Below are 19,784 nucleotides of genomic sequence, written 5' to 3' on the forward strand. Positions count from 1 at the left end.
GGAGGTTGCCCAGGTGGATATTCGTCAGTTGCGCTATTTCCTTGCTGTGAGTGAGCGCAAGTCGTTGTCGAGTGCGGCGCGTAATTTGTATGTCACTCAGCCGACGTTGACGGTAGCAATGAAGAAGTTGGAGACGGATGTGCGGGCGAGGTTGTTTGTTCGTACTCCGGGGTCGGGGTATGAGCTGACGGAGGCGGGGCGGCGTTTGTATGAGGAGGGGTCGGAGATTGTGCGGCGGGTGGATGCGGTGGTGGATGAGATTCGGGCGATGGGGCAGCAGTCGCGTCCGCAGCTGCGGGTGGGGTTGACGGTGTTGTTTGCGGTGCAGCATATGCCGGCGATTTCGGCGTTTATTGCGGGGCACACCGATGTTGAAGTGACGTTGGTGCAGAGCGGTTCGATGCAGTTGCAGAAGGCTTTGGTGGCTGATGAGATCGATGTGGCGATTGTGAGTCACCCGATTGTGGAGCCGGAGATTACTGTGTTGTCTTTGCCTGAGGGGGCGGGGTCGTACAGGGTATCGGCGGTGATGCGTTCAGATAATCCGTTGGCGGGGCGGGAGTCGGTGACGTTTGCGCAGCTGCGTTCGGAGCGGTTTTGTGCGTTGTCGGAGCGGTTTGTGTTGGGGCGGGTGTTGCGTTCGCGTGCTGCGGAGGTGGGGTTTACACCTGCGGTGGTGTTGCAGGATGACAGTTGGGAGGTGCTGTTGAATGCGGTGCGTTCGTTGAATGCGGTGGCGTTGTTGCCTTCTGAAGTGGAGAAGATGTCGGTGGTTGAGGGGTTGTCGTGGGTGCCGTTGGACGATAAGGCAAACCGTTTTCCGATTGGTATTGCGACTCATGGCGCAGCGCAGCGCAATGGGGTGGTGGATGAGTTTGTCACGATGATTCGTCAGTGTGGGCGTTCGGCTGTGCTGCGCTCGGGGGTGGGGGATGAGGTTACGGGGTGAGGGTGTGGGCGTGTTCTTCGCCGTTGAGTACGCGTAGGGCTCCGGCAGCGAGGGCGGCCATTTCTGCTTCGCCGGGGTAGGGGTGTAGTGGGGCGATGAATGCGGTGCGTTCGGCGACGAGTGTGCACAGGCGGTTGGAGTGGGCCATGCCTCCGGTGAGGATGATGGCGTCGACGAAGCCTTTCATGGTGGTGGCTAGGCATCCGATTGCTTTGGCGATGTTCAATGCCATGGCTTCGAGGATGAGGGCGGCGTGGGTGTCGCCGTTGTCGATGCGGTCTTCGAGGACGCGTAGGTCGGTGGTGTCGGCGTGGGAGCGTAGTCCGGCTCGGGAGCGGACGAGTTGGGTGAATTCTTCGACGCTCATGGTGTTCAGGAGGGTGGTGACGGTTTTGAGGGGAAGGCCGCCGGAGCGTTCGGCGGAGAATTGGATTTCGTCGTCGGAGATGAAGTCGATGACGGTGCCGTGTTGGTGGGCGCTGGCGGAGCTGCCGCCGCCGATGTGGACGACGATGATGTCGCTGTTGGGGTAGCCCTTGCCGAGTTTGTTGGCCAGGTCGATGGCTACGGCGCGCATGTTGAGGTGGTGGCCGATGCTTTCGCGGTGGATTCCTGCGATGCCGGTGATGCGGGCGACGTCGGATATTTCGTCGACGGTGACGGGGTCGTAGACGTAGGCGGGGGCGTGGGGGATACCGAAGGCGGCTGCCATGATGCGGGCGAGGGGGCCGCCGAGGTTGGAGGCGTGTTGGAGGGTGGGGCGGTTGCGGACGATGTCTTCGAAGGTGTCGTCGACGGTGATGGCGCCGGGGGCGACGGGGCCGATGAGTCCGCCGCGGCCGACGACGGCGTCGAAGTTGTTTTCGCCGCGGTCGCGCAGGATTTTTTCGATGTCGTTGGCGCGGGTGTCGAGTTGGTCGATGACATGGGTGGTGTGTGCGAAGTGGTGGGGGTCGTAGGTGATTTCTTCGCGGAAGAGTTCGGTGGTGTTGTTGTAGACGGCGATTTTGGTGGAGGTTGCTCCGGGGTTGATAGCCAGGATGTGTTTCATGCGTGGTCTCCGAGGATGCGTGCTAGGGCGATGGAGAGGTATTTCTCTTGGGCGGATGAGCTACGTGAGACGAGGATGATGGGTACGGCGGCGCCTAGGACGAGTCCGGCCATGGTTCCGTTGCCGAACATGCTGAGGGATTTGGCTACGGCGTTGCCAGAGACGATGTCGGGGGCGAGGAGGATGGAGGCGTCGCCGCGGATGCGGCCTTTCCAGCCTTTTTCTTCTGCGTGGCTGGGCAGGAGTGCTAGGTCCAGGGATAGGGGTCCTTCGATGGTGATGTCGTTGGTGGCGTGGTTGGTGGTGAAGGTGGTTTGAAGTTCGGCGGAGGGTAGTCGGGGGATGGGGGTTTCGGCGGCTGAGAGCAGGGCGACTTTGGGGTGAGGCTGGCCTAGGAGTCGCATGATGTGGACGGCGTGGTTGATCAGGGGCATCATGTCTTCTTCGCGGGGGACGGTGACCATGCCGCCATCGGTGATGGCGATGATGCGTCCGACGGTGGGGTTGTCGACGAGCATGACGTGGGATAGCAGGGGGCTGGTGCGGATGCCGGTTTCTCGGTCGACGACGGGTTTGAGGAATGTGCCGGTGGAGATGTGCCCTTTCATGAGGGCGTCGGCGTTGCCGGTGCGGGCTAGGCGGACGCCTTCGTTGGCGGCGTGGGTGTCCTCGGCGATGTCGATGAGGTCGTATTGGTCGGGGGTGAGGCGGTGGGCGAGTGTTTTTTCGATGCTGGTTGCCTCGTCGATGAGGGTGGGGTGGATGAGGTTTTTGTGGGTGGCTTGGATGATGCTGTCGAGAACGTGTTCGTCGGCTGCTTTGACGACGGCGACGCGGGCGGCGGGAGTGGTGCTGTCTTGGCTGATGTTGATGAGGTCGTTCATTGTGATCGACACGGGGTGAAGCTCCTTGTGAGTTGTGTGTCGTGTGTGGCTTTTACTGGTGGATGGGGCGCCCTAGCGCGATTTCTGCGGCGTCCATGATGGCTTCGGTGGTGGTGGGGTGGGCGTGGATGGTCAGGGCCATGTCTTCGAGGGTGATGAGGTTTTCTATGCCGAGGGTGACTTCGCCGATGAGTTCTGAGACGTTGGGGCCGACCATGTGGGCGCCGATGAGGCGTCCGGTGGTGGTTTCGGCGATGAGTCGGACGAATCCGGTGGGGTTGTTCATGGATAGGGCTCGTCCGTTGGCGGCCAGGGGGAAGGTTGCGCTGGTGGTTTCGATGCCTGCGGCGGTGGCGGTGTCCGCGGTGTGCCCGACGGTGGCGATTTCGGGGGTGGTGTAGCAGACGGTGGGCATGGCGGCGTAGTCGACTGCTGCGCTGGCGTCGCCGCTGAGCGCTTCAGCGGCGATTTTTGCTTCGTAGCTGGCTTTGTGCGCCAGGGGTGCGCCAGCGACGACGTCGCCGATGGCGAAGATGTGTGGGTATGAGGTGCGGCCTTGGTTATCGACGTTGATCAGGCCGTGCTCGTTCATGTCCAGGCCGATGGCATCTAGGCCGATGCCGTCGGTGTTGGGGGTGCGTCCTACTGTGACGACGGCGTAGTCGGCGGTGATTTCGGTGGTGGTGCCGTTGTGTTCGTAGGTGATGGTGACGCAGGTGTCGTTTTCGCTTCTTGCGGTGGCTTTAGCGCCGGTGATGATCTGGACGCCTTTGGCTTGCATGTGTTGTGTCACCGGTTGGGTGAGGTCGTGGTCGAATCCGTTCAGGACGCAGTCCATGCCTTCAAGGATGGTGACTTTGGTGCCGAAGTCGGCGTAGGCGCTGGCGAGTTCCATCCCGATGTAGCCTCCGCCAATCATGATGAGGGAGTTGGGGACCTGGGGAAGGTTGAGGGCGCCGGTGGAGTCTAGGACGCGTGGCCCGAAGGGGACGCTGCTGATTTCGATGGGGCGCGATCCGGTAGCGATGATGCAGTGTTTGAACCGGTAGGTCTGTCCGTAGACGTCGTCGAAGACGACGCGGATGTTGTGGTCGTCGATGAAGTGGGCTTCACCGGTGACCACTTCGACTTTGTTTTTTTTCAGTAGTCCAGCCACACCGCGGGTGAGTTTGCCGACGACCTGTTCGTTTTTCCAGCGTTGGGTGGCGGCGAAGTCCAAGGTGGTTTCGGTGTTGGTGACACCGAAAAGGTCGGGGGTGCGTGAGGCTGCGTAGTGGTGCCCGGCTTGGATGAGTGCTTTTGAGGGGATGCATCCGACGTTGAGGCAGGCTCCGCCGATGGCGTCGCGTTCAACGCACACCACGTTGTGACCGAGTTGGGCTGCACGGATGGCGGCTACGTATCCGCCGGGTCCTGAGCCGATGACGATGACGTCTGTTTCTGATGCGAAATCTCCGACAACCATGGTGTTCAGCTTTCGGCGAGGAGGAGGTCTGGGTTGTGTAGGAATTCTTTGAGGTCATTGAGTGCCTTTTGGGCGTCGACCCCGTCGATGAGGCGGTGATCGAAGGCGAAGGACAGTTTGCACACGGGGCGCAGAACGGGTTTGCCTTTTTTGTCGGGGAGAAATTCGTCCTCGAAGCGGCCGATGCCGAGGATGGCGGCTTCGGGGGCGTTGATGATGGGGGTGGACCACACGCCGCTGGTGGCGAAACCACCGACGTTGGTGACTGTCATGGATCCGCCACTCATGTCGGCGTTGGTGAGGGTGCCTGCTTTAGCGCGGTTGCTGAGTTCGGTGATTTCTCGGGCGATGTCGAAGAGGGATTTTCGGTCTGCGTCTTTGATGATGGGAACGAATAGGCCACGGTCGGTGTTGGTGGCGACACCGATGTTGAAGGTGTCGTAGTAGATGAATTCGCCAGCTGCCATGTCGACGCGGCCGTTCATGAGGGGGTTTTTCTTGAGCATGGCCACGCATGCTTTAACGATGTAGGGCGTGTAGGTGAGTTTTGCTTTGCGGGTGGCTGCGGTGTCTTTGAGCCGGTTGCGGTGGGCCACGAGTGCGGATACTTCGACTCGGTCGAGGATGGTGACTACCGGCACTGTGGTCACTACTTCGGTGAGTGCGCGGGCTGCGGCTTTGCGGATTGCGGACATTTTTTCGCGGCGTTGCCCGCTGCTGACAGTGGCGGGCAGTGGTGTCGATTCTGCCGCTGGGGTGCTTTTTTCTTTGGTGGTTGGTGCCGGGGTGGCTGGTTGTATGGAGGCACCGTTGGCTAGGTAGGCGTCGATGTCTTCGCGGGTGATTTTGCCGTGGTTTCCACTTCCGGTGATGCAGGTCAGGTCGACGCCTTTGGAGCGGGCGTAGCGGCGCACTCCGGGTACTGCCAGGGTGCGTATGTCTACGCTGCTGGTGGTGGCACTCGCCGGTGGTCGGGGCGTGGTTGTGGTTGGGGTGGTTGCGGGGGTGGGGGTTCCTGAGGTGGGGGTGTTGTCGTTGGTGAGGATGTCGGCGATGACGCTGCCGACGAGTGCTTTTTGTCCTTGGGGTACGTGGAGTTTGGTGATGGTGCCGGTGACGGGGCAGGGCAGTTCAGCGACGACTTTGTCTGATTCGACTTCGACGAGGATGGAGTCTTCGGTGATGGTGTCGCCTTCGGCGACGAACCATTTGGTGATTTCGGTTTCGTGGGTGCCTTCGCCGATGTCGGGCATGGTGAATTGGTACATCGGTTCTCCTCAGAACTGGACGGTTTTGCGGGCCGTTTCGACGATGTCGGCGGCGTTGGGCATCCAGATGGATTCGGCCATGCCGAAGGGGAAGGTGGTGTCGGGGGCGGTGACTCGGCCAACGGGCGCGTCGAGTGTCATGAAGGCGCGTTCGGTGATTTCGCTGATGAGTTGTCCGGTGATGCCGCTTTGGCGTTGTGCTTCTTGGCAGGCGATGGCGCGGTGGGTTTTTTCTACTGATTCCAGGACGGTGTGCATGTCGATGGGGGAGACGGTGCGTAGGTCGATCACTTCGGCGTTGATGCCTTCGTTGGCGAGGGTGGTTGCTGCGTTGAGGGCTTCGTGGACCATGAGGCCGTAGGCGATGATGCTGATGTCGGTGCCTTCACGCACGATGTTGGCTTTGTCTAGGGGGACGGTGTAGTGGCCGTCGGGGACTTCGCCTTTGACGGTGCGGTACATGCGGAGGTGTTCGAGGAAAAAGACGGGGTCGTTGTCTTCGATGGCGGAGATCATGAGGCCTTTGGCGTCGTAGGCGGTGGCGGGGATGACGACGCGTAGGCCGGGGATGTGGGACAGGAGTCCTTCGATGTTGTCTGAGTGCAGTTCGGGGGTGTGTACTCCGCCGCCGAAGGGGGCTCGGATGGCCATGGGCATGGAGCGGGTGCCGCCGTAGCGGTAGCGGAATCGGGCGATTTGTCCGGCGATGGCGTCCATGGCTTCGAAGACGAATCCGCCGAATTGGAGTTCGGGTAGGGGGCGCCAGCCTTCGTTGGCGAGGCCGAGGGCCAGGCCCATGATTCCAGATTCGGCGAGGGGGGTGTTGAATACGCGGTCTTGGCCGTAGGTGGCTTGGAGGCCGTCGGTGATGCGGAAAACGCCGCCGTTGTGGCCGACGTCTTCGCCGAAGATGAGGGTGGTGGGGTCTTGGGCGAGTTTGAGGTCTAGGGCGGCGGTGATGGCTTGGGCGAGGGTCAGTTCAGCCATGATCAGTTGTTCTCCTTGGCTTGGTAGACCGCGATTTGTTCGGTGATGTTCTGGGGTGGGTTTTCGTACATGTTGGTCAGGAAGGTGCTGACTTTTTGGGCGGGGATTTTTCCCATGTCGGTGATGGCTTGTTTGACTTCGGCTTTGACTTGTTCGTCGATGTGGTGGGCCATGTCCTCGTTCCAGAGGTTTTTGCTGGTGAGATGGGTGGCTAGGCGGGTGACGGCGCTGCGGGAGATCCACATGTCGACTTCGTCGTCTTCGCGGTAGCGTTTGGGGTCATCGGACATGGTGTGGGCGCCGGTGCGGTAGGTGAGGGCTTCGATGAGGACGGGCCCGTTTCCTGCTAGTGCGTATTCGCGGGCTTGTTTGACGGCTAGGTAGAGGGCGATGGGGTCGTTGCCGTCGATGCGTAGGGAGGGGATGCCTGCGGCGACGCCTTTTTGGGCGATGGTGGCGGCGGCGGTTTGTTGGGTCAGGGGGGTGGAGATGGCCCATTGGTTGTTTTGGACCACGACGATCAGTGGTGCTTTGTAGATGCCGGCGAAGTTGAGTCCTTCGTAGAAGTCGCCTTGGGAGGTGGCTCCGTCACCGCAGTAGGCCATGACAACGTGGTTGTCGCCTTTTTTCTTTTTTCCTAGGGCTACTCCGGCGGCGTGGGGGATGGATCCGCCGACGATGACTTGAGGTGTCCAGGCTTGGAATTCGGGTTTGTAGGTGTTGCCTTCGACGTGTCCGCGCCACCAGAGGAATGCTTTCCACATGGGCAGGCCGTGTTTGATGAGGGGGGCGATGTCTCGGTAGGTGGGGACGAGGAAGTCGCCTTTGTCGAGGGCGGCGAGTGTGGCGAATTGGCTGGCTTCTTGGCCGCCGCCGGGGGCGTAGTTGGCTAGGGTTCCTTGCCGGTTGAGCATGGTGATGCGCACGTCGAATGTTTTGGCCCATTGCAGGTCTTTCATGAGCTGCACGAGGGTGTTGTCGTCGATTTTTTGCGCGGCTTGGGGGTCGACGATGGTGCCGGTTTCGTCGAGCACTTGGATGATGGGGAAGTCTTCGGCGTAGGTGGTGACCAGGTGGGCCAAGTCGATGTTGGTCAGGGAGTGGGTGGTTGTCATGGGCTGCGCATCTCCTGCTTGTCGAGCGACCTTGTCAAGCACTGTATGAGCAGGGGACGTGGCTGATCCTGGGTTGGGGCGAGGAGTTTATAGCGGTGTTTTATGTACCTATGAGTCTGGGCGTGGGCATGAGTGCGGCCGGGTAGGTGAGTTCAGGACTTGCCTACCCGGCCGTGGTGGTTGCTGGGTTAGTTGCTGCGGTGGGCTTGGTAGTACTCGATGAGGGATTTGGTGGAGGAGTCTTGGTCGGCGAGGGCTTGGGCATCGCCGCCGACGGCGGGGGTGATTTGGGTGGCGAGTTGTTTGCCGAGTTCTACTCCCCATTGGTCGAAGGAGTCGATGCCCCAGACGATTCCTTGGGTGAAGGTGATGTGTTCGTAGAGTGCGATGAGTTGGCCTAGGACGCTGGGGGTCAGGGCGGGGGCCATGATGGAGGTGGTGGGTTTGTTCCCGGTGAATACGCGTGCCGGGACGATGTTTTCGGCGGTTCCTTCGGCGCGGACTTCGTCGGCGGTTTTACCGAAGGCGAGGGCTTTGGTTTGGGCGAAGAAGTTGGCGAGGAAGAGTTCGTGGACGTCTGCGCCTGCAGCGGTGCTGTCTTTGAGGGGGTGTGCGGGGGTGGCGACGGCGATGAAGTCGGCGGGGATGAGTTGGGTGCCTTGGTGGATGAGTTGGTAGAAGGCGTGTTGTCCGTTGGTGCCGGGTTCGCCCCAGAACACTTCGCCGGTTTCGGTGGTGACGGGGGTGCCATCCCAGCGCACAGATTTTCCGTTGGATTCCATGGTGAGTTGTTGCAGGTATGCGGGGAATCGGTGGAGGTATTGGGCGTAGGGAAGGACGGCGTGAGTGCTGGCGCCGAGGAAGTTGCGGTACCAGATGTTCAGCAGTCCCATGAGGGCTGGGACGTTGCTGGCTAGGGGGGTGGTGCGGAAGTGTTCGTCGATGGCGTGGAATCCGGCGAGGAAGTCACGGAAGTTGTCTGGCCCTAGGGCGATGGCTAGGGCGGTGCCGACTGCGGAGTCGACGGAGTAGCGGCCGCCGACCCAGTCCCAGAATCCGAAGGCGTTGTTGGGGTCGATCCCGAAGGCGCTGACTTTGTCCAGGGCGGTGGAGACGGCGACGAAGTGTTTGGCGACGGCTTCGGAGCGGGAGTTCTCGGAGCCGTCGATGGCGCCGTTGGTGGTGAGGGTGTCAAGGAGCCAGGTTTTGGCTAGGCGGGCGTTGGTGAGGGTTTCGAGGGTGGTGAATGTTTTTGAGGCGACGATGATGAGGGTGGTTTCGGGGTCGAGGTCGTGGAGTTTTTCGGCGCCGTCGGTGGGGTCAATGTTGGAGATGAAGCGGCAGGTGAGGCCTTTTTGGGTATAGGGCAGGAGGGCTTCGTAGGCCATGACGGGGCCGAGGTCAGAGCCTCCGATGCCGATGTTGATGACTGTTTCGATGCGTTTGCCGGTGACGCCTTTCCAATCACCGGAACGGACTTTGTCGGCGAATGCGTAGACGCGTTCGAGGGTGTCATGGACATCGGCGGTGACGTTTTGGCCATCCACGGTGAGGCTGGTGGTGGCGGGGGCGCGTAGGGCGGTGTGTAGGACTGCTCTGTCTTCGGTGATGTTGATGTGTTCGCCTGCGAACATGGCGTCGCGTCGTTCGGTGAGGTTGACCTGTTCGGCGAGGTGGATCAGGGCGGTGAGGATTTCGTCGGTGATGATGTTTTTGGATAGGTCGACGTGTAGGTCGGCGGCGTGGAAGGTGAAGCGTTTGGCGCGGTTGGGGTCGTGTGCGAACCAGGCGCGTAGGTCGGGGGTTGTTGTTTCCTTGAGCGTGGTCAGCTCGGCCCAGGCTGTGGTTGCGGTTGCGTCAACGGGGGTGGTCATGCTGTGCACCTTCCGGTCGTTTCGTTCGTCGGTGCCCAATCGGCCGCTCGAAACGGTGTGAGAGGTCGGGGGCGTGAGCCGCGCATAGATGTGGCTGCTCTCGTTCTCCAGCCTAGTTGCAGGACAGGGAAAGTTACTGAAGTGCTTCGGGGGATTGAGCAGGAGGATGGCCTGCCGGTCTGCCGCGCTGAGGTAGACGTTGCGGCGTGGCTGTTCATCCGGCGCCCAGAAGGCTTCTCGTTCCGTTACCCCCGAGATCACCGCGGTGGGTATACCCGGCTGCTTCCAGCTTGTCGATCGCGGCAGGAATCTCCTCGTCGCTAGCGACGAGGATGTCGATGTCCAGGGTAGGTTTGGCGGCCTGGCACGGACGTGGATCCCACGTGCTCGATGGCTTCCACTTGCACCCCGGTCAGCGTGGCAGCGAGGTCGGCAGCAACCTGCTTGAACTGCTCAGCCCATCGCGGGTCAGCTGTTACGACTATCACGCTCATGTCCCCGAGTTTCCCACGTGCGCCGTCCTGTTAGCGCAGCCTGAGCAGGCCTGACCTCGACTGCGACGTGACGCCAGGTGTGTGGCGTGATTTGCGCCCAGAGATGCCCCATGCACATGTATGGTGGCCTCGTTGACAACCCGTTAACTGACATCCTTTAAAGACCGTCCCGTGAGGCGGGTAAGGAGGTCTGTTCGCCATGGCGTCAGACAACAAGCATGCCCTGAAACAGGGTGAATCAGATCCGGCTATCGCCGAGACATTCCGCACAGTTCTTGGGCCAGATGAAATCGCCCGCGCTTTGCGCCGCATGGCCCACGAAGTCCTCGAAGCAAACAAAGGTAGTGAGGACCTCATCGTTCTCGGTATCCGCACTCGCGGAGTTCCTTTGGCTTGCAGGCTAGCCACGTTGATGACTGAGGTTGAAGGCCGCCCAGTCACAGTGGGCAACCTGGACATCACGCTCTACCGCGACGATCTGCGCAGCAACCCGACTCGCTCCCTAGAGGGCACGTCGATCCCCACCGGAGGTATCGATGACAAAGTCGTGGTTCTCGTAGACGACGTTCTCTACTCGGGCCGTACCATCCGTGCAGCTCTGGATGCGCTCAATGACTTGGGGCGGCCTCGCGCAGTCCGCTTGGCAGTCCTGGTGGACCGTGGCCACCGTGAGCTGCCCATTCGGGCAGACATCGTTGGTAAGAACCTGCCCACCTCCAGCAAAGAACGCGTTGCCGTGACGGTCTCAGAAACCGATGGGATCGATGAGGTCCGCATCTACGGAGGCGAGGCCTGATGCAACTGCCACACTTGCTCGACACCGAGGGTTTAAGCCGTCAGACCATCACGACCATCCTCGACACTGCCGAGGAGATGGCGCAGGTGCAGCAGCGGGAAGTGAAAAAACTTCCGGCACTGCGTGGACGCACCATCGTCAACATGTTCTTCGAGGACTCCACACGTACGCGGCTGTCTTTTGACCTTGCCGCTAAGCGCCTGTCCGCAGACACGATGGCTTTCACCGCCAAGGGCAGCTCTACTTCCAAAGGCGAGTCACTGCGCGACACGGTTCTTACCCTTAAAGCGATGGGTGTCGATGGGTTTGTCATTCGTCACTCCGTCTCCGGGGCACCCAAACTCGCGATGGAATGGAGCGGCCTGCCGGTTCTGAACGCTGGTGATGGGCGCCACGCTCACCCCACCCAAGCACTGCTCGACGCATTCGCGATGCGGCGAGCCTTGGGCGACTTGGAAGGCAAGCACGTCGCCATCGTTGGTGACTTGCTGCACAGCCGGGTGGTCCGCTCGAACCTGTACAGCCTGGCTGCTTTGGGAGCACGGGTCACCTTGGTCGCCCCGGGCACGCTATTCCCCGACGGGGTCCGTGACTGGGAAGTGATGGGTACTCCCGGTTTCACCTGCACCACTAACTTCGATGAGGTTGTCGAAGGCGCCGACGCCATCATGATGCTGCGTGTGCAGCGTGAGCGCATGAGCGGTGGATTCTTCCCCTCCGAGAACGAATACACCGACAGGTGGGGCCTGACGCGCGAGCGACTGGCCCGCATGAAAGACAACGCGGTGATCTGCCACCCCGGCCCCATGAACCGCGGACTGGAAATCTCACCGGAGGCCGCTGACGCAGCGAACTCCCTCATCCTCGACCAGGTCTCGGCAGGTATCTCCGTGCGCATGGCCGTGCTCTACCACATCTTTTCCGGCGACCAGATGAGTGCAGGGGAGTCCCGATGACCAGCACGAACAGCAACAAGCGCACAGTCGTTATCACGAACGCTTCCCTGCTGGGAGAACGCAGCGCCGACTTGGTCATCACCGACGGTGTGATCAGTCAGATCATCGAGCCAGGCACAGCCAACGTCTCTGACGCCTTGACCATCGACGCTACCGGTCTCATCGCTCTTCCTGGCCTCGTCGACCCGCACACGCACCTGCGTGAGCCGGGCCGCGAAGACGCAGAGACCATTCTCACTGGTACCCGCGCTGCCGCAGTGGGTGGCTACACCGCCGTCATGGCGATGGCCAACACCACCCCGGTCACGGACACCGCAGCCGCTGCTGAGTGGGTCCACGACGCCGGTGTCGCCACGCCCTACTGTGACGTGCACCCGGTAGGCGCTGTCACTAAAGGACTCAACGGTGAAGAGCTAGCCGAGCTTGGATTGATGAATTCTTCCCGCGCTGGCGTCACCATGTTCAGTGACGACGGTAAATGTGTCGCTGACCCGGTGATCATGCGTCGAGCGTTGCAGTACGTCGCTGCTTTCGATGGCGTGATCGCTCAGCACAGCCAAGACCCGCGACTAGCTCCTGGATCTTCCTGCTGTGACGAAGGCCCCGTTTCTGGCCGGCTGGGGCTGCCTGGATGGCCCGCAGTCGCAGAAGAGTCGATCATCGCCCGCGACATCATGCTCGCTAAGTCCGCGGGCGCTCGCCTGCACGTGTGCCACCTGTCCACTGCTGGGGCTGTTGAGCTGGTCCGGTGGGGTAAGGCGCAGGGAGTCAACATCACTGCCGAAGCAACGCCTCACCATCTGGCACTGACTGCTGATCTGCTTGAGTCGTATGACTCCGTCTATAAAGTGAACCCGCCGCTGCGGTCGATGAAAGACGTTGAAGCGCTGCGTGCTGGGCTAGCAGACGGAACGATCGATATGGTCGGCACAGACCACGCTCCACACGCATTGGTCGATAAGCAGCATGACTTCGCGGTTGCCGCTAACGGCATGCTTGGCCTTGAAACCGCCCTATCTGTGGTCAGTGACGTGCTCGTCCACACGGGGGCTATGACATGGGCTGATGTTGCCCAGTCGATGTCTGTGCGACCTGCTGCTTTGGCTGGCCTGTCCGATCAAGGCCGCCCCCTGGAAGTGGGGGAGCCGGCCAATATCGCGCTGGTTGACCCGCAATCCACGTACACCGTTGACCGTGAGGAGAGCGCCAGTATTTCGCGTAACAACCCGTGGCATGGACGCACCTTGCGTGGCCGTGTCCGCCACACCCTGCTGCGCGGCGTGCCTACCTTCCTCAACGGTGAACTCGCCGACCTGCAGGTAACCCCTCGAGGAGGGTGCGCGTGAGCGAGAAGACCGCCACTTTCTCTCTTGACGCCGGGGCGGCCATTCTCACTGAATTACAGCGAAGCCCGGCCGTCCTCGTTCTCGAAGACGGCCGGATCTTTCGCGGGCGTGCCTACGGAGCTATTGGCTCCACCACCGGCGAAGCTGTCTTCAACACCGGCATGACCGGTTACCAAGAGACACTCACAGACCCCTCATATCACCGGCAAGTTGTTGTGATGACGGCCCCGCATATCGGCAACACCGGCGTCAACGACCACGATGTCGAATCACGACGAATCTGGGTGGCTGGATACGTAATCCGTGAGGCCGCCCTTCGCCCGAGTAACTGGCGTAGCCAACGTCACCTCGAGGACGAATTGCGTGAGCAAGGAATCGTCGGTATCTGCGGTGTCGACACCCGAGCGATTACCCGCCACTTACGCACTCAGGGTGCTATGCGTGTCGGTATTTTCTCCGGCACTGCCGCTGAACACAGCGACACGGAACTGCTAGAACAGGTCCGATCTGCGCCGCAGATGGCCGGGTCGGCCCTCGTCGATGAGGTCACCGTCGCAGCAGCCGTGGAGTACTTTCCCGAAGGTGAACCTGCCTTTGTGGTGGCGCTTGTAGATTTGGGTATCAAAGACATGAGCATCCGTAACTTCACGCGGCGTGGCGTGAAAGTTGTTGTGCTGCCTGCGAGCGCAACTTTCGATGATGTGATGTCTGTGCGCGGTGTTCACACCGAGCATGGCCCCGATGGGGTGTTCTTTTCTAACGGTCCGGGAGACCCCGCCACCGCAGACCACCAGGTCGATCTTCTCCAACAGGTTTTGCGCCACCGCATTCCCTACTTCGGGATCTGTTTCGGTAACCAAATCCTGGGCCGGGCTCTTGGGTTCAGTACCTACAAGCTGCGGTTTGGTCACCGTGGCCTCAACCAGCCGGTGAAGGTGTGCGCTACCGGCAAGGTCAATATCACTGCACAAAACCATGGTTTCGCTGTTGATGCCCCGATTGATGAGGACGTCACCGCTGCGGCGAATGCTTCCTACGGTCGTGCCCGGGTTTCTCACGTGGGCCTTAACGACAATGTTGTCGAGGGGCTGCAATGCTTGGATATCCCAGCGTTCTCCGTGCAGTTCCATCCCGAGGCAGCTGCTGGGCCCCACGACAGCCAATATGTTTTTGACCAGTTCATCGCTCTCATGGGGCAGGTGCACGGTGTCGAAGAAGTAGCCGCCGAGACCAGGATCATTGATCCCCTTATCGCCCAGATCAAAGAGGGCGTACATCAGCAGCCTCATCACCTGAGCGCCGGTGAGGCTGGCCAGGCAGCAGCGACCACCACGGAAGGAAAGGGTCACTGATGCCCAAACGTGATGACATCAAATCCGTTCTCGTCATTGGTTCTGGGCCGATTGTTATCGGGCAGGCCGCCGAATTTGACTACTCCGGTACACAGGCGTGCCGGGTGCTGCGCGCTGAAGGGCTGCGCGTGATCTTGGTTAACAGCAACCCGGCCACGATTATGACTGACCCGGACATCGCTGATGCCACATACATCGAACCCATCGAACCGAGCATTCTCGAACGCATCATCGCCAAAGAGCAGCCAGATGCGATCCTGGCTACTCTCGGTGGGCAAACCGCGCTCAATGCAGCTATTGCTTTGCACGAAAACGGCGTCCTCGACACATACGGCTGCTCCTTGATCGGGGCGAACGTAGAAGCTATCCAGCTCGGGGAAAACCGTGAGCTGTTCAAAAGTGTGGTCGAAAAAGTCGGTGCCGAGTCCGCGGCGTCACTCATCTGCCACACCATGGACGAAGTCCTTGCAGGTGCAGAGCAGCTCGGCTACCCCCTCGTTGTTAGGCCTTCCTTCACCATGGGTGGACTGGGGTCAGGCTTCGCTTACAACGAAGAAGACTTACGCCGCATCGCTGGGGCTGGTTTGGATGACTCACCCACCACCGAGGTCCTTCTCGAAGAGTCCATCCTGGGCTGGAAAGAATACGAACTCGAGGTCATGCGTGACCACGCTGACAACGTCGTCGTGGTGTGCTCAATCGAGAACGTCGACCCGGTCGGGGTGCACACAGGTGACTCCATCACTGTTGCTCCCGCGCTGACCCTCACTGACCGCGAATACCAACGCATGCGTGACATTGGTATCGCCGTCATTCGTGAGGTCGGTGTTGATACCGGTGGCTGCAACATCCAGTTCGCGGTGAACCCCGTTGATGGGCGAATCATCGTGATTGAGATGAACCCGCGTGTTTCACGGTCTTCAGCGTTGGCTTCTAAAGCCACGGGATTTCCGATCGCGAAAATCGCCGCGAAGATGGCGATCGGGTACACCCTCGATGAGGTGCCTAACGACATCACGGAGAAAACTCCGGCTAGTTTTGAGCCGACACTCGATTACGTGGTCGTTAAGGTGCCGCGTTTCGCTTTCGAGAAATTCCCCGATGCCGAAGACGTTCTCACCACCACGATGAAATCTGTCGGCGAAGCGATGAGCTTGGGCCGTAACTTCACCGAGGCGCTGCAAAAGGCGCTGCGTTCCACTGAACGCCAAGGGGCAGGGTTCCATTGGCGCCCGGGCACAATTCCTTCTCGGGAACAGGCCATGTGCCTACTGGAACAGGCGGCGATCCCTCGCGATGGCCGTATCGAACTGGTCCAACAGGTTCTGCGCGCCGGAGTCAGTGTTGAAGAGGTATTTGAGGCAACCAAGATTGACCCGTGGTTCCTTGACCAGATCGCGCTGCTCAACGCGGTAGCTGAGCAGGTGGCGCGTAGCCAAAATAGCAGCGGCACCATCGACCCGCAGATTCTCCGGTTGGCGAAACGTCATGGATTTTCTGACGCCCAGCTCGCCGAAATCCTCAGCACTGATGAAGCAGTGGTGCGGGGGGTGCGTCATGCCCTGGGAGTACGCCCGGTATACAAAACAGTCGACACTTGTGCGGCAGAATTTGCTGCCAGTACGCCGTACTACTACTCCACCTACGACTGCGAAACGGAAATCGCCCCCCGTGAACAACCGGCGGTAATCATTCTCGGGTCGGGCCCAAACCGAATCGGTCAGGGAATCGAGTTCGACTACAGCTGCGTGCACGCCAGTTTCGCGTTGCGGGATGCCGGATTCGACACGGTCATGGTCAACTGCAACCCCGAGACCGTCTCCACGGACTACGACACCTCGTCGCGGCTGTATTTCGAACCGCTCACTCTCGAAGATGTCCTCGAAATCATCCACACCGAACGCCAGGCTGGCCCGGTAGCTGGAGTGGTCGTTCAACTGGGTGGACAAACCCCACTGGGGTTGGCGGCTGCGCTCAAAGCTGAGGGAGTACCGATTGTTGGTACCTCACCAGAAGCTATCGACCTCGCTGAAGACAGGGGGGCGTTCGGGCGGGTTTTGGAGGCAGCAGGGCTGCCCGCGCCGAGCAATGGCACCGCCTACAGCTCAGGCCAAGCCGTGGAGATCGCTGCGGGTATTGGATATCCGGTTTTGGTTCGTCCGAGCTATGTCCTGGGTGGTCGCGGTATGCAGGTGGTGTATGACGACCCGACCCTGATTGAGTACGTCGACCGTGCCACGTTCACTGACACCGAGCATCCTGTCCTTATTGACAGGTTCCTCGATGACGCAATCGAGATAGACGTTGATGCGCTTTTCGATGGGCACGAAATGTATCTCGGCGGCGTGATGGAGCACATCGAAGAAGCCGGAATCCACTCTGGTGACTCTGCCTGCGTGTTGCCGCCGATTACTCTAGGTCCTAGCGAAATCGAACGTATCCGAGAGTCCACTCGGCTGTTGGGAGAAGGCATCGGTGTACACGGCCTGTTGAACGTGCAGTTCGCGTTGACCCAGGACATCCTCTACGTGCTAGAAGCCAACCCTCGCGCTAGTCGCACGGTTCCTTTCGTCGCTAAGGCCACAGGGGTCCCGCTGGCAGCAGCTGCTTCCCGAATCATGTTGGGCGCCACTATTCAACAGCTGCGTGAAGAGGGAATGCTCCCACAGGTAGGGGATGGATCCACCCTCACCGCCAATGCGCCGCTGTCAGTTAAAGAAGCCATCTTGCCATTCAAACGGTTCCGCACTGCCCAAGGTCGAGTTGTTGACTCTGTGCTCGGGCCGGAGATGCGTTCGACTGGTGAAGTCATGGGAATTGATGCCACGTACGGCGCCGCGTTCGCTAAAACACAGATGGGGGCGCTCGCGGGACTGCCTACTGCGGGTAGGGTTTTCGTTTCGGTGGCTGATCGGGATAAGCGTGCCATGATTTTCCCGATCAAACGCCTTCATGAGATGGGCTTCTCACTTCTTGCTACTGAGGGAACGGCGCAAGTGTTGCGACGGAACGGAATCCCCACCGAACCCGTTCGTAAACACAGTGAGGGTCGTGGACCTGGCGGCGAGCCAACAGTCGTGGAGGAGATCTTGGCGGGTAACGTCGACATGGTCGTGAACACCCCTGGCAGCGGTAAGGCTCGGGCGGATGGGTACACGATCCGCACGGCAGCTACGAGTCAAGGGCTCCCTATCATTACGACGGTGCAGCAGCTCGGTGCGGCAGTGCAAGGCATGGAGGCCCTGATGGCTGACTCGATCACGATCGGGTCTATCCAGGAGCACGCGGTGAGGCTGAATCAGGCTCAGCCGGTAAGAGAGGAGCGCGCATGAGTGCGCGACGCACGGTTCACGTCGAGGCTCGACTGGTAGCGACGAGACCAGCGGGTCATTACCAGTACATGACGTTCACTGCGCCAGGCTTGCCCGATCTGGCTAAGCCCGGGCAGTTCGTTGGTATCACTGTGGGTGGGCAGATGAGTGGCGCGTTGCTGCGTCGTTCTTTTGCCCTTCATGCGGTCAGTCCTGCTGCGGATCGTTCTGAAGAAGACATTCTGGACATTGTTGTTTCCCCCGCGGGTAAGGGCACGGACTGGTTGGCCAACCTGGAGGTTGGTTCGTACGTGGATTTGGTGGGTCCGCTCGGTAGGGCATTCCCGTTGCCGCGTGAGCGGGTCAATTGTGTGCTTGTTGGTGGCGGTTATGGCAGTGCGCCGCTGTTTTGGTTGGCGGCGGCGCTGCGCGAGCGCGGCTGTCATGTCGAGTTCATTCTCGGCGCGGCCACGAATGACCGTCTGTTCGGAGCGGATAAGGCTGAACGGTATGCCGATGGCGTCACCATCGTCACGGACGATGGTTCTCGTGGGCAGCAGGGGTGGGTTTCTGATCCACTTCCTGAGGTTATTCGCCGTAGTGATGCGTCGGTGGTGTACGCCTGTGGCCCGATGGGCATGCTTGAGTCGGTGACGCGGGTTGCTGGCGAGATGGGTGTGATCGCGCAGGTCTCTGTGGAAGAGGCCATGGCGTGCGGTATCGGTGTGTGCATGACCTGCACGATGCCGGTGACTGGGTCCGATGGGGTGACGCGGATGGTGCGTAGCTGCGTGGAAGGGCCCACTTTCCGCGGGGATCGGGTTCGTTGGGATGCGTGGAATGACGGGTACTGCCAAGTTCCTGCTGATGCGGTTGGTGCCCCAGGAAATGGAGGTCACTGATGTTTTCACGCAAACGTGACGCTGTGGTTGTTGATGAGACACCGGTCGCCGCGCGGGAGGCAGCCACTGAAGTTGACCTGACTTCTCAGCTGGGGCCATTGACGCTTGCGAACCCGGTCATGACTGCTTCTGGGTGTGCCTCTAACGGGCGGGAGTTGCACAACTTCTTCGACGTCTCCGCACTGGGGGCGTTTGTCACCAAGACAGTCCTTGCTGACCCGCGTTCGGGGCGGGGAACACCGCGCATGGCTGAGACTCCTTCAGGCATGCTCAACTCGATTGGTTTGCAGGGCCCGGGCATTGAAGCGTTTTGTGAGAAAGATCTTGCTTGGCTTGCCTCAGTGGGAACACAGGCGTTGGTGTCGGTTGGCGGCAATGATGCCCGTGAGTACGCGCAGGTAGCCCAGACTCTGCTTGCCTGTGAGCACGCTGGAGCGGTTGCGGGTATTGAGCTGAACATTTCGTGCCCCAATGTTGCTAACCGTGGGCTCGTCTTCGCTTGTGATCCGGTTTCTGCTGCCGAGGTTACTGAGCGGGTGCGGCGCGTCGTTGGTGAGACTGTTCCGCTGTTCGTCAAGCTCAGTGCCGATGTCACTGACCTGGTTGAGATAGCGCGCTCTGTGGTGCACGCTGGCGCCGACGGCTTGACCATGATCAACACTCTGCTCGGTATCGAAATCGATACGGTGCGGATGCATCCCCACTTGGCTGGTGTTACGGGCGGGCTCTCAGGCCCGGCTGTGCGCCCAGTAGGAGTGCGGGCAGTGTGGCAGGTCGCTAATGCCATGCGTGATGGCCGTATACCTCCTCGTCCCATCATCGGAGTCGGTGGTGTGCGTACAGGCGCCGATGCGCTTCAGTACCTTGCTGCGGGTGCTGCGGCTGTTCAGGTCGGTACGGCCGTCTTCAATGACCCTCATGCGCCGGTGCGGGTGATTGAGGAGTTGGCGGCGGAGTTGGATGCGCGTGGATACACGACGGTTTCGGAGGTTGTTGGCGCCGCTCTTCCGCTTTCGTAATTGATCTGCCTATCT

General features: G+C 60.4%; 15 protein-coding genes and 1 pseudogene. 8 read left to right on the plus strand and 8 right to left on the minus strand.

Translation table 11 applies throughout. From position 1 onward, the window contains the following. The first annotated feature begins 13 nt into the window (after window positions 1-13). On the plus strand, window positions 14-949 hold the full coding sequence (locus DXZ77_RS02830; protein ID WP_181816005.1) for a LysR family transcriptional regulator: 936 nt from the start codon (window positions 14-16) through the stop codon (window positions 947-949). On the opposite strand, the gene buk is transcribed toward DXZ77_RS02830, so the two are convergent. The 8 genes and pseudogenes from buk to DXZ77_RS12665 form a co-directional block, all read right to left on the minus strand. After that, window positions 939-2,000, minus strand: a complete 1,062-nt coding sequence (gene buk / locus DXZ77_RS02835; RefSeq protein ID WP_115029771.1) for a butyrate kinase — start codon at window positions 1,998-2,000, stop codon at window positions 939-941. The genes DXZ77_RS02830 and buk overlap by 11 nt on opposite strands. After that, window positions 1,997-2,896, minus strand: coding sequence for a phosphate acyltransferase (locus DXZ77_RS02840; RefSeq protein WP_147279168.1), 900 nt, complete (start codon window positions 2,894-2,896; stop codon window positions 1,997-1,999). The genes buk and DXZ77_RS02840 overlap by 4 nt, the downstream gene beginning before the upstream one ends. 40 nt (window positions 2,897-2,936) lie before the next feature. Continuing rightward, a complete protein-coding gene (lpdA, locus tag DXZ77_RS02845; protein WP_115029776.1) occupies window positions 2,937-4,349 on the minus strand; it encodes a dihydrolipoyl dehydrogenase in 1,413 nt (470 codons plus the stop codon). A 5-nt stretch (window positions 4,350-4,354) separates the two neighbouring features. Further along, the gene (locus DXZ77_RS02850) at window positions 4,355-5,617 is read right to left on the minus strand and encodes a dihydrolipoamide acetyltransferase family protein (RefSeq protein WP_115029778.1); all 1,263 of its coding nucleotides are present in this window, start codon (window positions 5,615-5,617) and stop codon (window positions 4,355-4,357) included. 9 nt (window positions 5,618-5,626) lie between these two features. Then, window positions 5,627-6,604, minus strand: a complete 978-nt coding sequence (locus DXZ77_RS02855; RefSeq protein WP_115029779.1) for an alpha-ketoacid dehydrogenase subunit beta — start codon at window positions 6,602-6,604, stop codon at window positions 5,627-5,629. A gap of 2 nt (window positions 6,605-6,606) precedes the next feature. Further along, on the minus strand, window positions 6,607-7,719 hold the full coding sequence (gene pdhA / locus DXZ77_RS02860) for a pyruvate dehydrogenase (acetyl-transferring) E1 component subunit alpha (protein ID WP_115029781.1): 1,113 nt from the start codon (window positions 7,717-7,719) through the stop codon (window positions 6,607-6,609). Window positions 7,720-7,907: 188 nt separating this feature from the next. Next, window positions 7,908-9,593, minus strand: coding sequence for a glucose-6-phosphate isomerase (gene pgi, locus DXZ77_RS02865; RefSeq protein WP_115029783.1), 1,686 nt, complete (start codon window positions 9,591-9,593; stop codon window positions 7,908-7,910). A gap of 214 nt (window positions 9,594-9,807) precedes the next feature. Next, window positions 9,808-10,087 (minus strand): annotated as a pseudogene (locus DXZ77_RS12665) (GrpB family protein). 199 nt (window positions 10,088-10,286) lie between these two features. Between DXZ77_RS12665 and pyrR the strand changes: the two are divergent. Genes pyrR through DXZ77_RS02905 form a run of 7 tightly spaced genes read left to right on the plus strand, consistent with a single transcriptional unit; the run spans window position 10,287 to window position 19,769 of the window. Then, window positions 10,287-10,883 carry a bifunctional pyr operon transcriptional regulator/uracil phosphoribosyltransferase PyrR gene (gene pyrR / locus DXZ77_RS02875; RefSeq protein ID WP_115029785.1) on the plus strand — a complete coding sequence of 199 codons (597 nt, stop codon included), beginning with the start codon at window positions 10,287-10,289 and terminating at the stop codon, window positions 10,881-10,883. Beyond that, window positions 10,883-11,839 carry an aspartate carbamoyltransferase catalytic subunit gene (locus DXZ77_RS02880; RefSeq protein ID WP_115029787.1) on the plus strand — a complete coding sequence of 319 codons (957 nt, stop codon included), beginning with the start codon at window positions 10,883-10,885 and terminating at the stop codon, window positions 11,837-11,839. Before pyrR ends, DXZ77_RS02880 begins: the two co-directional genes overlap by 1 nt. Continuing rightward, a complete protein-coding gene (locus DXZ77_RS02885) occupies window positions 11,836-13,185 on the plus strand; it encodes a dihydroorotase (RefSeq protein WP_115029789.1) in 1,350 nt (449 codons plus the stop codon). Before DXZ77_RS02880 ends, DXZ77_RS02885 begins: the two co-directional genes overlap by 4 nt. A 41-nt stretch (window positions 13,186-13,226) precedes the next feature. Next, on the plus strand, window positions 13,227-14,537 hold the full coding sequence (carA, locus tag DXZ77_RS02890) for a glutamine-hydrolyzing carbamoyl-phosphate synthase small subunit (protein WP_115032463.1): 1,311 nt from the start codon (window positions 13,227-13,229) through the stop codon (window positions 14,535-14,537). Continuing rightward, window positions 14,537-17,869, plus strand: a complete 3,333-nt coding sequence (carB, locus tag DXZ77_RS02895; protein WP_115029791.1) for a carbamoyl-phosphate synthase large subunit — start codon at window positions 14,537-14,539, stop codon at window positions 17,867-17,869. The genes carA and carB overlap by 1 nt, the downstream gene beginning before the upstream one ends. Next, window positions 17,866-18,750, plus strand: a complete 885-nt coding sequence (locus DXZ77_RS02900; RefSeq protein WP_115029793.1) for a dihydroorotate dehydrogenase electron transfer subunit — start codon at window positions 17,866-17,868, stop codon at window positions 18,748-18,750. Before carB ends, DXZ77_RS02900 begins: the two co-directional genes overlap by 4 nt. After that, window positions 18,750-19,769 carry a dihydroorotate dehydrogenase gene (locus DXZ77_RS02905; RefSeq protein WP_115029795.1) on the plus strand — a complete coding sequence of 340 codons (1,020 nt, stop codon included), beginning with the start codon at window positions 18,750-18,752 and terminating at the stop codon, window positions 19,767-19,769. The genes DXZ77_RS02900 and DXZ77_RS02905 overlap by 1 nt, the downstream gene beginning before the upstream one ends. Window positions 19,770-19,784 lie beyond the last annotated feature (15 nt).

The sequence above is a fragment of the Dermatophilus congolensis genome (assembly GCF_900447215.1).
Classification (GTDB): Bacteria; Actinomycetota; Actinomycetes; order Actinomycetales; family Dermatophilaceae; genus Dermatophilus; species Dermatophilus congolensis_A.